The sequence below is a fragment of the Saprospiraceae bacterium genome (assembly GCA_026129545.1).
Lineage (GTDB): Bacteria > Bacteroidota > Bacteroidia > Chitinophagales > Saprospiraceae > M3007.
This window is the reverse complement of the sequence record JAHCHX010000001.1, coordinates 1305313-1319144: the sequence shown is the minus strand read 5'-3', so window position 1 is coordinate 1319144 and position 13832 is coordinate 1305313. Positions and strand designations below refer to the sequence as shown.

At 51.9% G+C, this 13832-nt stretch carries 11 protein-coding genes; 9 read left to right on the top strand and 2 right to left on the bottom strand.

Translation table 11 applies throughout. From position 1 onward, the window contains the following. The first annotated feature begins 115 nt into the window (after positions 1-115). The 4 genes from KIS77_04835 to KIS77_04820 all read left to right on the top strand — a co-directional run bounded on the left by KIS77_04835 (position 116) and on the right by KIS77_04820 (position 4235). Positions 116-574 (top strand): RidA family protein, encoded by a 459-nt coding sequence (locus KIS77_04835; GenBank protein ID MCW5921646.1) that lies wholly within the window; start codon positions 116-118, stop codon positions 572-574. Positions 575-671: 97 nt separating this feature from the next. Then, positions 672-1778, top strand: coding sequence for a D-TA family PLP-dependent enzyme (locus tag KIS77_04830; GenBank protein MCW5921645.1), 1107 nt, complete (start codon positions 672-674; stop codon positions 1776-1778). A gap of 42 nt (positions 1779-1820) precedes the next feature. Further along, complete coding sequence (locus tag KIS77_04825; protein MCW5921644.1) at positions 1821-2921, top strand: membrane dipeptidase; 1101 nt, start codon at positions 1821-1823, stop codon at positions 2919-2921. 72 nt (positions 2922-2993) lie between these two features. Beyond that, positions 2994-4235 (top strand): peptidoglycan-binding protein, encoded by a 1242-nt coding sequence (locus tag KIS77_04820; GenBank protein ID MCW5921643.1) that lies wholly within the window; start codon positions 2994-2996, stop codon positions 4233-4235. A 137-nt stretch (positions 4236-4372) separates the two neighbouring features. Here KIS77_04820 and dnaN read toward each other — a convergent pair whose 3' ends face one another. Next, positions 4373-5491 carry a DNA polymerase III subunit beta gene (gene dnaN / locus KIS77_04815; GenBank protein ID MCW5921642.1) on the bottom strand — a complete coding sequence of 373 codons (1119 nt, stop codon included), beginning with the start codon at positions 5489-5491 and terminating at the stop codon, positions 4373-4375. A gap of 247 nt (positions 5492-5738) precedes the next feature. On the opposite strand from dnaN, the gene KIS77_04810 reads away from it, so the two are divergent. The 5 genes from KIS77_04810 to mrdA all read left to right on the top strand — a co-directional run bounded on the left by KIS77_04810 (position 5739) and on the right by mrdA (position 11644). Then, a complete protein-coding gene (locus KIS77_04810; protein MCW5921641.1) occupies positions 5739-7016 on the top strand; it encodes an insulinase family protein in 1278 nt (425 codons plus the stop codon). Positions 7017-7155: 139 nt separating this feature from the next. Beyond that, positions 7156-8187: a rod shape-determining protein gene (locus tag KIS77_04805; protein ID MCW5921640.1), complete on the top strand. Its 1032-nt coding sequence runs from the start codon at positions 7156-7158 to the stop codon at positions 8185-8187. 73 nt (positions 8188-8260) lie between these two features. Further along, on the top strand, positions 8261-9142 hold the full coding sequence (gene mreC, locus KIS77_04800; GenBank protein ID MCW5921639.1) for a rod shape-determining protein MreC: 882 nt from the start codon (positions 8261-8263) through the stop codon (positions 9140-9142). Further along, on the top strand, positions 9139-9657 hold the full coding sequence (locus tag KIS77_04795) for a hypothetical protein (protein ID MCW5921638.1): 519 nt from the start codon (positions 9139-9141) through the stop codon (positions 9655-9657). The genes mreC and KIS77_04795 overlap by 4 nt, the downstream gene beginning before the upstream one ends. 4 nt (positions 9658-9661) lie before the next feature. After that, the gene (gene mrdA, locus KIS77_04790; GenBank protein MCW5921637.1) at positions 9662-11644 is read left to right on the top strand and encodes a penicillin-binding protein 2; all 1983 of its coding nucleotides are present in this window, start codon (positions 9662-9664) and stop codon (positions 11642-11644) included. 16 nt (positions 11645-11660) lie between these two features. Here mrdA and dnaG read toward each other — a convergent pair whose 3' ends face one another. Further along, on the bottom strand, positions 11661-13661 hold the full coding sequence (gene dnaG / locus KIS77_04785) for a DNA primase (GenBank protein MCW5921636.1): 2001 nt from the start codon (positions 13659-13661) through the stop codon (positions 11661-11663). Between the last annotated feature and the right edge of the window lie 171 nt (positions 13662-13832).

Sequence of the window (13832 nt, the reverse complement as noted above, 5' to 3'; positions counted from 1 at the left end):
CTCTTTAAATCATTGAAAGTCAGGCATTTTTTCGTAAAATGCCGCATCTAAACTCTTTACGAACCATTGTAAAACATCGTTGGAATGTTATTCCGGCGGGCAATCAACAAAGCAAATGATAGAAGATAAACTTGCTGAACTCGGATTGTCGCTTCCATCACTTCCTGCCTCCAAAGGTATTTACAAAAGTTGTCTTGAAGTCGGCAAACTGCTCTACGTCTCCGGTCATATCTCCGTTAACACTGATGGCTCCTACATAACGGGCAAATTGGGGAGAGATTTGGATGAGGCGCAGGGACAAATTGCCGCCCGACAATGCGGCCTCGCCATGCTTGTGTCCATCAAAAAACAACTCGGCGACTTGGACAAAGTGAAGCGCGTGGTCAAAATACTCGGAATGGTGAACGCCACACCGGAATACGAAAAACACCCCGTTGTCATAAACGGTTGCAGTGAACTGTTCGTGCAACTTTGGGGTGAAGACAACGGCAAAGGTGTGCGCAGCGCGGTGGGCATGGGGTCTTTGCCCGGCAATGTGGCGGTGGAAATCGAGGCGATTTTTGAACTCGAGTAACGTCAACTTTTAGTTGGCGTGTCGTGTCCTCGCCAACTGGAAGTTGGCGTTACTGTGTCGCATCCCGGCAACAAAAAAGTTGGCGCTAACATGAATCATGGCTTGGTATCAAATCTCTGAAATCGAACAATTGGACTCTCCCGCGCTTGTCGTTTTCCCCGACAAGGTGCTAACCAATATCCAAACGGCCATCCGAATGAGCGGCAATGTGGCGCGTTTGCGCCCTCATGTCAAGACCAACAAATCGCCCGACGCGACCCGGCTGATGCTCGAAGCGGGCATCGAGAAATTCAAATGCGCGACCATTGCTGAAGCCGAAATGTTGGGAATTTGCGGTGCGAAAGATGTTTTGTTGGCTTACCAGCCGCTCGGCCCGAAGTTGAGAAGGTTTGTCGAACTCATTAAAAAATACCCGGCCACGAAATTTTCCTGCCTTGTGGACAACCTCGCGGCAGCGACGGAGCAGTCGGCGGTTTTTACTGAAAATGAATTGATTGTACCGGTTTTTATTGACCTGAATATCGGTATGAACCGCACGGGCATCGTGGGCGAGGAAGCGGCGATTCGTCTTTACAAGGCTTGTTCGGCTTTGCCGGGCATCGAGCCGGTGGGTTTGCAAGCCTACGACGGGCACATTCGCCAGGCAGATTTTGCTGTTCGAACTGCCGCTTGCAACGAGGCGTTTTCCGTGGTTGAAAAAATAGAATCCGAATTGGGAAAAGCGGGGTTGCCTACCCCCACGATTGTTGCGGGTGGCTCGCCGACTTTCCCCATTCACGCCAAACGCCCCAACGTGGAGTGCAGTCCCGGCACCTTCGTTTACTGGGACAAGGGTTACGGCGACGCTTGCCCGGAACAAGACTTCTTGCCCGCCGCCGTGCTTGTCACAAGGGTCGTTTCCTTGCCTCAAAAAACGCGCGTTTGTACCGACCTTGGCCACAAGTCCGTTGCTGCTGAGAACGACCTCGACAAACGTCTCTTTTTTCTGAATGCAAACGACTTGACCCCTGTCGGGCAAAGCGAGGAGCATTTGGTGTTGGAAGCGCCGGAAGGCCACGCTCATAAAGTCGGGGAGGTGTTGTATGCCTTGCCCTATCATGTATGCCCCACCGTTGCCCTATATGAAAAAGTGTTTACGGTGGCTAATGGCAGACTGACGGGCGAGTGGAAAAATATAGCACGAGACAGGAAAATTAGTGTTTGACGGGATTCAGCTGATTTGAAGGATGTCGAATGAATCAAACCAATGAAAAAATCAAATCAATTGCCCATGTTCACCATAGACGCTCATCTTGACCTTGCCATGAACGCGATGGAATGGAACCGCGACTTGCGGCAGCCCATTTCGGCCATTCGTGCACGAGAGCAGGGCATGACCGATAAGCCCGACCGGGGCAACGCGACGGTATCTTTTGAAGAATTGAGAAAAGGGAACGTTGGCTTCGTGGTCGCCACACAAATCGCTCGTTATGTTGCGCCGGAAAATCCCTTGCCGGGTTGGCATTCGCCCGAACAGGCTTGGGCGCACACGCAGGCGCAACTCGCTTGGTATCAAGAAATGGAACGCCAAGGCGAAATGTTTTTGGTGAAAGATTTGTCTTCGTTGGAGACGCATTTAGCGAATTGGTCTGATGAAAAAAGTCTTGTGAAAAACCCCGTGGGCTTCATGCTCAGTCTCGAAGGTGCCGATTCGCTCGTGACTTTGAAGCATCTCGAACGCGCTTGCGAATACGGTCTTCGTGCGGTTGGACCAGCACACTACGGCCCGGGACGCTATGCCAACGGCACGGATTCCACAGGCAAAATGGGGGTAGCGGGGCTTGCCCTGCTCGATGAAATGGAGCGGCTGGGCATCATTCTCGATGTGACCCACTTGTGCGACGATGCCTTCTGGCAGGCCATCAAGCACTTCAAAGGGAATCTGTGGGCGAGTCATCAAAATTGTAGGAGCCTCGTGCCGCACAACCGCCAATTCAGCGACGAACAGCTCAAGGTTTTGATTGAAAGAGAGGCGGTCGTGGGCTTGGCGCTCGATGCTTGGATGATTGTGCCCGGCTGGGTGCGCGGCCAATCCACCCCGCGTTCGATGGGGTGCGACTTGGAAAAAGCACTCGCTCATCTCGACCATATTTGCCAACTGGCGGGCAACAGTTTGCACGTTGGCATTGGCTCGGACTTGGACGGCGCGTTTGGCACGGAACAATGCCCTTCCGACTTGGAGACGATCGCCGATTTGCGGAAAATACCCGATTTGCTGCACCAACGCGGATTTTTGGAAAAGGACATTGCAAATGTCATGCACGGCAATTGGCTGCGATTTTTAGAAAAGGCGTGGGCGCAACAATAAAATTCCGTTCATTTGCCAAACAATAAAATATCTATCCGAAAACCATTTTTTTTAAAAAAAAACACTTCAACCATGAGCTCACTCAGACTCGGCGTATGCGACAGCGGCGCCATTCCCGGCAACAAGGCCCAATTCCTGTCTATTTATCACGACACTTTTGGGGAAAAACTCAAACCCAAACTCGAGTTCCGCGACGAGTCGGGGTGGCGGGGCTTCACTCAATTGGAGACACAGGGCTCGAGGGTCAAGGAATTGCAACGGTTTTTGAAAGACACGGGGTTCATGCCCAAGGCAAACGTGGATGGCGTTTTTGGGTATGCTACCCAATCCGCCGTGCGGCTTTTTCAGGAATACTTGCGCACGGTGGAAGGAATCGCGGCCATCGGCGCGCCAGACGGGGTGGTGGGGCCAAACACGATGAAATATGTCGAACAATGGAAAAAGGAAAAAGCAGGCACGGATGCCTTCGTGTGCGAATGGGGTAGGGCGAGCGCCCGCAAGCCAAGCCCGGAGTTTAGTCGTTGGATAGAGATATTGAGGCGGGCAAAGGAAAACTTCCTTAATGAGGAAAACCCTATCGCGGACTTGGTAAACCGATACAACAAACCCACAGACACGCGAAAAGTGGCTGATTGGGATACTTCACCAGATACCATTCACCTGATTGGGTTGCGGTCCAACGAGTTTATCGGCGACGAAAAGCGGCTCAACGACGACTTGTTCATCCTGCTTATCAATGGCATGATGTTCAAGTTTTGGGGCTCAACCGACCCAAACCCCAATTTGGCCAAACGCTCGGACATTCCTTTTTTGGTGGAGGGCCAACACGCCTACCAATTCGGCTGGCACCACATCAACGACCCGTTGAAAATACAACGCGCCATGCGCCCTGCCACGAAGGGTGTGCTTGTGTTCCGCGACCAAAACAAAGACCGCCGACTGACGGACGAAGATGTGGTGAAGGGGCTTGACCCCAATCCCAACACGACCATCAACATTCACTGGTCGGGCTTGGGCGGCTACAATTTCTCGTCCGGCTGCCAAGTAATCGCGGGAAAAAGCTACGTCAACCATCAAGGTAAATTGGTGGACTGCTCGGCTTATACGGCGAACAACGACGCGGGATTGGGAGGCACCAAAGGGCGGGGCGCTTTCAATGTGCTGGGCGACCTCATCTTGACGTACGCACCGCCGGGCGTGCGCACCATCGCCTACACGCTGGGACGCGACCGCACCCTTGCTCGGTTGGACCCCGGCAATACGGATTTCGTGGCAACCTCCGTGTCACGGATGCAAAATAGCAGGGTAGGGTAGGGCAAGACGGGAGACTGTATGACAAGTCAAATTTTGCTCGGCCTGACCAGATTTGCAGGATTAGCGCCCTTTTTCGGGAAAAGCCCTGTAAATCTTGCCGAGCCCGCCAACCAAAATCGCTTGTGAGGCATTCTCCCTCAATTGTTCAGCATCACGGGCATCACGAGCATCAATATCTCGCGGTCTTTGTTTTCCTCCTCCACTGGCGTGAGAATGCCCGCACGGCTGGGCGTGCTGAATTCCATTTTCACTTCGTCGGAAGCAAGCACACTCAGCATTTCCACCAAAAATTTGGCATTGAAAGCGATTTTCATAGGGGTGCCTTCAAAGGTGCAGGCCATTTGTTCGGTTGCTTCATTGGAGAAGTCCAAGTCTTGGGCACTGACGGTCAGGCTTTTGTCGGTGATGTCCAACACCACTTGATTGGTGGTTTTGTTGGCGTAGATGGCGATGCGCTTGAGCGAGTTTTGGAGGTCCATGCGGTTCACCGTCATCATGTTGGGGTTTTCCACCGGAATCACGGCATTGTAATCCGGGTAACGCGCATCAATGAGGCGGCACACCAAGCGGATATCGGCAAATGCGAAAAAGGCATTTGCTTTGTTGAACGAGAGCGTGACACCGTCGTTGGCGGGGAGGGCATTTTTGAGCAGGTTGAGGGCTTTTTTGGGCACGATGAATGAAGTGCTCACATCGCCTGCAAGATGGTGCGTGGCGAATTTTACCAATTTGTGCGCGTCAGTTGCCACGCAGATTAACTTGTTCTGTTCCACCGAAAAATACACGCCAGTCATAGCTGGCCGCAATTCGTCGCTCGAAGTGGCAAACACCGTATTGTTGATGGCATCCAATAAATACTGACTGTTGATTTTTACCGTCTCCACCGAGTCTGGCTCCGGGATGTTGGGAAAATCCGCGCCGTTTTCGCCCGCCAGTTTATACTTTCCGTAGGAAGAGGTGATTTCGATACCCCAGTTTTCCTCGTTCACCGTGAAAGTGATGGGCTGTTGCGGCAGCGCCTTTAACGTGTCAAGCAGGATTTTTGCAGGCACGGCCACGGAGAAATCGTCGTCAGCGAGCACCTCAATGGAAGTGGAGATGCTCGTTTCGAGGTCAGTAGCGGCGATGGTAAGTTTTTTATTTTCGATTTTGAACAAAAAATCTTCCAGAATAGGCAGCACTGGGTTGGAGCCAATGGCACCGGAAGCGATTTGGAGTTGCTTGAGAAGCTCGGAAGAAGAGACGCTGAATTTCATGGATAAGAAGTTTTGCAGGTTCTCGGCATGCCCACTTTGAGTTGCCGCAGGGACGTCGGCGCAGGCTCAGTTATTCGCGGCAAATGTATGCGCAACCTTTTGCCTTTTTATTTGAAAAAACTAACAACTTGTGGAAAAATGGAAAAAACTACCTTTGACCCCCGTTTGCGATAGCAGCGCCTCAAAAGCGTGGCGCGACGCTCTAAACCAGTGAGTCCCGACACTCCCATCATCACTTCCGTTTGGCATGATACTCAATCGAAAATCCGCTCCGCATATTCATCAGGTTAGCAATTTGGTGCTGCCCGACCCGCGTTTGGAGCGGCTCGACAATGGCATACCCGTATATGTGCTCCATTTCCCTGAGCAGGAGATTATAAAATTGGAGGCCGTTTTTCGAGCTGGTCGCCCCGAGGAAGACAAACGGCTGGTCGCACGCGCCACTTCGCGGTTGCTGCGCGAGGGCACCTCGACCCATTCGGGTGCCGATATTGCCGAGCACATAGATTTCTACGGCGGCTCCCTGAGTGTGCCCACCAATCTGGACACAGCAAATTTCATCCTGTTTTCCCTCAAAAAGTACGCTGCCGAGCTCATCCCGGTTTTTGCGGAATTGCTTCAAGAGCCTTCCTTCCCCGAATCAGAACTGGAAAATTTCAAGCGAACCAGCATTCAGGAACTCTTGGTCGAGCTCGAAAAAGTGGAAGTGCTGGCTTATCGGAAAGTGACCGAGCTGATTTTTGGGGAGGCGCATCCTTATGGCTACAATTCTATGCCCTCCGACTACGAGGCACTTCAACGCGCTGATTTGCAGCAGTTTTTCGATACATGGTACACCCCCTCCAATCTCACGCTTTTTGCCAGCGGCAGTGTGGACGATGAGACGCTGACGCTCCTAAACCGTTATTTTGGACAAAACAAAAAAACAGGCAAAACACCTGCCCGCGTATTGTCGCAAGCCGCTCCGTCGTCCCCAGCTCAACCCGTACGGATGAGCCATGCTGGCTCCCTCCAAACGGCGATAAAAATCGGTCGCCGCACATTCAATCGCCACCATCCTGACTTCAATGGTTTGTTCGTGCTCAACACCGTGCTTGGTGGCTACTTTGGCTCGCGCCTGATGATGAACATTCGAGAAAAAAGAGGCTTTACCTACAACATTTACTCCACCTTGGACACCTATCTCTATGATGGTTGCCTCTACATCGCCACAGAGGTGAATCCCGACAAGGCGGCCGCGACGGAAAAGGAGATTTATTCGGAAATGAAAAAACTGCGCGAGAAGCCCATTCCTTCCGATGAATTGGACATGGTGCGCAATTATTTGCTCGGGATGCTCCTCAACGGTCTCGATGGGCCGCTCAACACTTCCGATGTGGTGCGCGGTCTCATCACGGAAAGCCTCCCTCGCAATGCTTTCGACGCGCTCGTGCACACCATCCGATACATCGCTCCCGAGCAGCTGCAATCTTTGGCCGACCAATATCTTCGCTCGCAGGATTTCTGGACCGTGACTGTCGGGTGAGAGACGATGTGCGCATTAGCGGCGCGTTAATTTTTTTCCGGGTTTTATTTTCACAAAAAATCCTCAACAATCTGCGTAGTTTTGCCCGATTTTTGGAATAAACACCAATACACACCTCACTTTTTAAAATAATCAAGCATTGAACTTCTTTAAGTTTTTCAGACAGGAATTAGCTGTTGACCTAGGAACCGCAAATACCCTCATCATGGTGGACGACCAAGTGGTTGTGGACGAACCCTCCATCGTGGCAATGAACCGCCGGACGGGAGAGACCATCGCCGTCGGCCACCGGGCGATGCAGATGCACGAAAAAACCCACGAGAACATCAAGACCGTGCGACCACTCAAAGACGGCGTGATTGCCGATTTTCAGGCAGCGGAGGCGATGATTCAACACATGATAAAGATGGTGGGGCGAAAAAACAGTTTTTTCAGCCACCTGAAAATGGTGATTTGCATACCCAGCGGCATCACAGAAGTGGAAAAACGCGCCGTGTTTGACTCTGCTGACCATGTGGACAGCAAGGAAACCTACCTCATACACGAGCCAATGGCAGCGGCACTTGGCATTGGCCTGAACATCGAGGAACCTGTGGGCAACATGATAATTGACATCGGCGGCGGCACCACCGAAATTGCCGTGATTGCCCTTTCGGGCATCGTCTGCGACGAGAGCATCCGCATCGCAGGCGACGAACTGACCAACGAAATCATGGGCTACATGAAGCGCGAGCACAATATCCTCATCGGCGAGCGCACTGCGGAGCAAATAAAAATACACGTTGGCTCAGCCCTCCACGAGATTGACAACCCACCGCCGGACTATGCCGTGAATGGCCGCGACCTGATGACCGGTATTCCCAAGCAAATAAAAATCAGCTATCAAGAGGTTGCCTACGCATTGGACAAAAGTGTGAGCAAAATCGAGGATGCCGTATTGCGCGCCCTTGAGTCCACGCCACCAGAGTTGGCTTCCGACATTTACAAGACAGGCCTGTATCTCACGGGCGGTGGCGCATTGCTGCGTGGCTTGGACAAACGACTCGAGCAAAAAACAAAACTTGCCGTACATATCGCCGACGACCCCCTTCGCGCAGTGGTGCGAGGCACTGGCATGGCTTTGCGCAACACCCACCAATACTCATTCCTCATAGACCGCAAAAGTGTATAATCACGAAAGATGAGCAACGGGGAACTGACCCACCCATTCCTCGTCGCTCATCTTTCGTTTTGTTCTCCCTTACATGGGCCAGCTGCTCCGACTAATTCTCCGCAATGGCGGCTTCCTCACTCTATTGTTGGTGGAAGCCTTTGCCTTTTATATTATTGTGCAATGGAACACGAAACAAAATGCCATCTTCACGCACTCTATGGGGCTTTTTGCAGGCAGAGTGTTGGATAAACGGCAACAGATGTCGGACTATACATCCTTGAAAGAACAGAATAGAAAATTACATGATGAAAACACAAAGCTGCACGAACAATTGAGGTTCCTTAACTCAATAGAGACATCTAAAAAGGATACTTCTTTTATCACTGTCAAGTTAGATACTATTCGATTGGGCGACTCGTTGGCTGTCTCCAAAATTGTGCGACCACAATATCGCTACATCGCAGCAAGGGTCATCGGCAACTCCATTGATGGTGCCAACAACTGGATTTACCTCAATCGTGGCAGCGACGACGGGCTTCGCCCGAATATGGGAGTGCTGACGGGCGACGGGATTGTTGGCATAGTCAGACATGTTGACCGCCATTTCTCCGCAGCGATGTCAGTATTGCATCGCGAGGCCAAAATCTCTGTGAGTTTGAAAAAACAAAAAGCCTTAGGCTCACTGATATGGGATGGCGGCGACCCAACCATCGCGTTTCTTAAATTTGTGCCCAAGCATTTTGACGTGAAGGAGGAGGATGAAATCGTCACGAGCGGCTTTTCCGATGTTTTCCCCAAAGGCATCCCTGTCGGCAAAGTGTTGGGCGACCCGCGACCAGACAAGGAGAACCAATACTTTTGGGACATAAAAGTGCGCCTTAGCCAGGATATGTCGTCTATCAACGATGTGTATGTGGTAGCCAATATCTTCTCTGTCGAATTGGATAGCCTGAAACAGAAAGTACAAAAATGAGCAACAGTATTTTTCCGAATATCTGGCGATTTTTGGGACTGGTGGCGACACAAGGCTTGTTGCTGCATCAGGTCGGATTGGCTGTCAGCGAGTACTTCAATATCATCCTGTATCCCCTTTTCATTTTGCTGCTGCCGATTCAGTTGTCCACCACTGCGGCAGTGCTTTTAGGCTTTTTGGTGGGCTTGGCAGTGGATATGTTCTATGCCACACCGGGGGTGCATGCCAGCGCGGGAGCGTTTTCGGGCTATGCGCGCTCCATCATTTTGAAAGGCTTCAAACCCAAGGGCGATTACACAGGCAAGGAGCCGATTCCTTCGCCAGTGTATTTTGGCTGGCCTTGGTTTTTGAAGGTGTCGGGCGCGTTTTTTGCCGCGCATTTGTTTTGGTACTTTTCGGTTAGCGAATTTTCGATTATCTACTTCACAACCATCAGCGCGAAAACAATTGCATCTTGGCTGCTGACCATGCTCTTTGTGATACTGTATTGCATTATGTTTGTACCTAAAAACTGATGTCATGAACATAGGGGCGCTAAAGCAACGCTACATTCAAATAGTGTTTATCGGAGCCGCTGTGGCTCTGGTGGCACAGGCTGCATATTTGCAACTTATCAATGAAACTTACCGACAGCGTGCCGAGCGAACCACTGTTGAAAAACTCACCGTTTATCCGCCTCGCGGCTTGGTTTATGACCGCAAGGGCCGCCTCATCGTGAACAACGAGGCCATGTTCGACCTCATGGTGATTTACAATCAGGTGGACTTCAATAATATCAATATCAAAAAATTTTGCCGCTTGGTAGGCATAGACGAGGCTGGGTTTTGGAGTCGCTTGGACAAGGATTTCAAAAGTGGGCGATTCTCGCGCTCCGTCCCTTTTGTTTTTGAGAAAAAACTTTCCATAGAGCAATATGCTCGCTTGCAGGAGTGCCTATATGAATTTTCGGGATTCTTTGTGCAACCGCGCAATATCAGGGGCTACCCATATAACGCTGGTGCCCATGTGCTGGGCTACATCAATGAGGTGGACCCGCGCGACATCGAGCGATTTAAAGACAAAGAAACCGGCATCTCCAAATACGAATCGGGGGACTATATCGGCGCGGCGGGCCTTGAATCGCAGTACGAGGATGATTTGAAGGGCAAGAAAGGGTATAGCCTGTTGCTCAAGAACAACTTGGGGCGCATCGTGGGGAAATACGCAGGTGGCAACTTTGACTCAACCGCAGTGCCGGGGCGCGACCTCATTTCATCTATTGATATTGACTTGCAACAGTATGGCGAGTTTTTGATGCAAAACAAGACTGGCAGCGTGGTGGCCATAGAGCCTCGCACGGGTCAAGTGCTTTGTATGCTCAGCGCCCCCTATTACAACCCCAACCGGCTGGCTATGACGCAGGAACGCGGGAAGATTTTTAGCGAACTGCTCAACGACACGCTCAAACCGTTCTTCGACCGCACCGTGATGGCCAAGTATCCGCCCGGCTCGATTTTCAAGACCGTCGTGTCATTGGTTGGGATGCAAGAGGGCACTTTAAATCCCAACAGGGGCATGAGTTGCGGAGGCGGTTATTTTTACGCGGGGCGGCTCTATAAGTGTCACGGTCATGGACATATTGGCAATGTGGTGGACGCATTGGCCTACTCGTGCAACACTTATTATTTCAATGAATTTCGCAATGAGATAGACAAGTTCGGGTTTTCCAACTCTGACAAAGGGCTGGATATGTTCGTGGACTATTGTCGGCAAATGGGGCTTGGCGTAAAACTTGGCATTGACTATCCGAACGAAAACGGCGGCAACGTCCCGACCACTGCTTACTATGATAAAATATATCCCAAAAAACTTGGTGGTTGGCGCTCGCCCACCATCATGTCGGTTGGCATCGGGCAGGGAGAGCTTCAGTTGACTACTTTGCAAATGGCCAATCTCGCGGCCTGCATTGCCAATGGAGGACACTGGTACACACCCCATTTGGCAAAGGAGTTCAAGGATGGCCCCATTCCCAAGAAATATGTGGAGCGACACGATGTGAACATTGACAAGCAATGGTTCAAATTGGTGCAAGAAGGCATGGCCGAATGTGTCAACAGGGGCACTGCGCGTATCGCCCAGGTGCCCGGCATCCAGGTATGTGGCAAAACGGGCACCAGTCAAAACCCACATGGGAAAGACCACTCGGTTTTTTATGCCTTTGCGCCTAAGGAAAACCCAAAAATCGCTATCGCAGTCTATGTGGAGAATGCGGGCTGGGGGGCTTCTTACGCTGCGCCCATCGCGGGTTTGATGATTGAAAAATATCTCAACGATACCATTGCCACCGCTCGATTGCCCGTGCAAGACCGAATGGTGAGAGCAGACTTGATAGGCAGAGGCAATGCCGACAAAATCCAAGCGCAGGCACCCAAAAAGCCTGAAACGCCCGAAACACCCACTGATATGCCGGACAGGTCTCCGGCCTTAGGCGTAAACACGGGTGATGGGCAAAGGCGGCGGTGAGGGCAGTTGTATTGCCTCATTTCGCCCACAACACCGTCCCTGCCCGCTTGGCAATCTCGTTGCGCGTCTCGTTGAGTTTTTGCTGGATTTTCATGTACCGAATCATGGCTTCCATGTCACCTGCGTCCGAAGCGGCTTTCACACGCCCCAGATTGAGGTCGCACATCTTCTGGATTTTGCGCAGTTTGAATCGGTCGAGCGCCTGTCGCATATCAAGGTCGAAATTCAGGTCGGGTATCACCTGATTTTGCAGCGGATAGTTCCATTTTTCCTCCCAGTTGGGCGATAGTTCCCACGGAGATGCCAGCAGGTCAATGGCCAAGTCGCTAAACTCCTTTTCTGCGTGATGAAGAAAGTAGTTTTGGTCGAATGATTGGCCTGCCACTAACAGCGCGTGACATTCGGCTGCGATTTTGCCATAGAGCAGGTTGTCGAAGTCGCCCAACGACTCCTCTATGTCAGCGAGCACATACTCTGCCACGGTCAGCCCTTCCTTGTCGAGCATTTGGTGGCCGTATTGTACCAGTAGCCTGATGATGTCGCGTTCTTGAAACTCGTCGCCGCGCACAAGTGGCTTTTCTTTGGCCAACGGGACAAATGACTCGTTTTCGGGCGTGCCGGGCGGCATCTCGGTAGCCCAACCGAAGTCGCCGTCGGCGGGGCCGGGCGAGTCGCTGGCAGCGCCCGGTTGGCGTGCCGCTTTTTCCTCGCGTTTTTTGAGCGTGGCCGTTATCAGTTTGTTCGTCTCGCTGTGCAGGGCTTTCTCATCCACCTCAAGCAGCGATGCACATTCTTTCAGATAAACGCTGCGCTTGATGGGGTCGGGGATTTTGGCGATGCTCGACACGATGTCTTTTATCAAAGCCGCCTTTTTCACGGGGTCGCTCCGCGTTTCCGCCACCAACAACTGTGTTTTGAAAAGGATAAAATCCTTGGCGTTTTCGCCCACATACTGCTTGAAGGCATCCCCGCCAAACTGCTGCACATAGCTGTCAGGGTCGTGTCCGTCAGGTAGCAGACAGATTTTCACGTTCATATCCTGCTCGAGCGCGAGGTCGAGGCCTCGCAAGGCGGCTTTGATGCCTGCGGGGTCGCCATCGTAGAGGATTTTCAGGTTGTTGGTGTTGCGTTTGATGAGTTGCAGCTGCCCCTCCGTGAGGGCGGTGCCAGAGGATGCCACCACGTTTTCGATGCCTGCCTGATGGAGCGATATCACGTCCATGTAGCCTTCGGTGAGCAGACATTCGTCGTGCTGGCGAATGGCTTTTTTGGCTTGAAAAAGGCCGTAGAGCGTCTTGTTTTTTACATAAATCTCCGTCTCGGGGCTGTTCACATATTTGGGTGTCGTCTTGTCTGACGACATGGTGCGCCCAGCAAAGGCGGCGATTTTCCCCGACAAGTTGTGAATGGCGAACATCACACGGTCCCTGAAAAAATCGCGGGTGCCATCCTGACTGCACAGGCCATTTTTTTTCAGCAAATCAAGGTTGTGACCAGCGGCTTTGGCGCGTCGCAGGAGCAGGTCGCGCTGGTCGGGCGCATAGCCAAGTCCAAAGGTGCGGATGGTCTCTTCGCGCAGGCCGCGCTGCTTGAAATAGCCCAATGCCACCGACCGACCCTCGTCAGTATCAAAAAGTTGTTGCTGAAAATGTTCGAGCGCAAAATCGTTGACGATGTAGAGCGATTCGGCCAATTGTTGCTCGGCCACCTGCTCGGGCGTGCGCTCCACCTCCCTAACCTCGATGTTGTATTTTTTGGCCAACCAACGCAACGCCTCCGGGTAGGTCAGGCTCTCATGCTCGCGCAAAAAAGTGACCGCGTCGCCGCCTTTGCCGCAGCCGAAACATTTGAAGATGTTGCGCGTGGGATTGACGTTGAACGAGGGTGTTTTTTCGCTGTGAAAAGGGCACAGCCCAATCAAGTTCACCCCGCGTCGCCGCAGATTGACGAATTCGCCAACGACATCCTCGATGCGCACCGCATCGAGGATATCTTGCACCTGTTTGGGTGAAATCATGTCGGCAAACTTACATGAAGTTGATGAGGGTTGAGAAAAAAAATTGGGCCGTGTGCCCAGTTGGCCGACAGGTTTTCTTTTCAGTGTTTTGGACAACTTGACAGGGACAGTTGCTTGGGTGGAAGGTGGAGGTAAAAGGTTCACGGCCCTTTACCTTCCGCCTTCTACCCT

What these genes read in the sequence shown, in the direction of transcription:
- KIS77_04835 (MCW5921646.1), top strand. Translation starts at nt 116, where the DNA reads ATGATAGAAGATAAACTTGCTGAACTCGGATTGTCGCTTCCATCACTT.
- KIS77_04830 (MCW5921645.1), top strand. Translation starts at nt 672, where the DNA reads ATGGCTTGGTATCAAATCTCTGAAATCGAACAATTGGACTCTCCCGCG.
- KIS77_04825 (MCW5921644.1), top strand. Translation starts at nt 1,821, where the DNA reads ATGAAAAAATCAAATCAATTGCCCATGTTCACCATAGACGCTCATCTT.
- KIS77_04820 (MCW5921643.1), top strand. Translation starts at nt 2,994, where the DNA reads ATGAGCTCACTCAGACTCGGCGTATGCGACAGCGGCGCCATTCCCGGC.
- dnaN (MCW5921642.1), bottom strand. Translation starts at nt 5,491, where the DNA reads ATGAAATTCAGCGTCTCTTCTTCCGAGCTTCTCAAGCAACTCCAAATC.
- KIS77_04810 (MCW5921641.1), top strand. Translation starts at nt 5,739, where the DNA reads ATGATACTCAATCGAAAATCCGCTCCGCATATTCATCAGGTTAGCAAT.
- mreC (MCW5921639.1), top strand. Translation starts at nt 8,261, where the DNA reads ATGGGCCAGCTGCTCCGACTAATTCTCCGCAATGGCGGCTTCCTCACT.
- KIS77_04795 (MCW5921638.1), top strand. Translation starts at nt 9,139, where the DNA reads ATGAGCAACAGTATTTTTCCGAATATCTGGCGATTTTTGGGACTGGTG.
- mrdA (MCW5921637.1), top strand. Translation starts at nt 9,662, where the DNA reads ATGAACATAGGGGCGCTAAAGCAACGCTACATTCAAATAGTGTTTATC.
- dnaG (MCW5921636.1), bottom strand. Translation starts at nt 13,661, where the DNA reads ATGATTTCACCCAAACAGGTGCAAGATATCCTCGATGCGGTGCGCATC.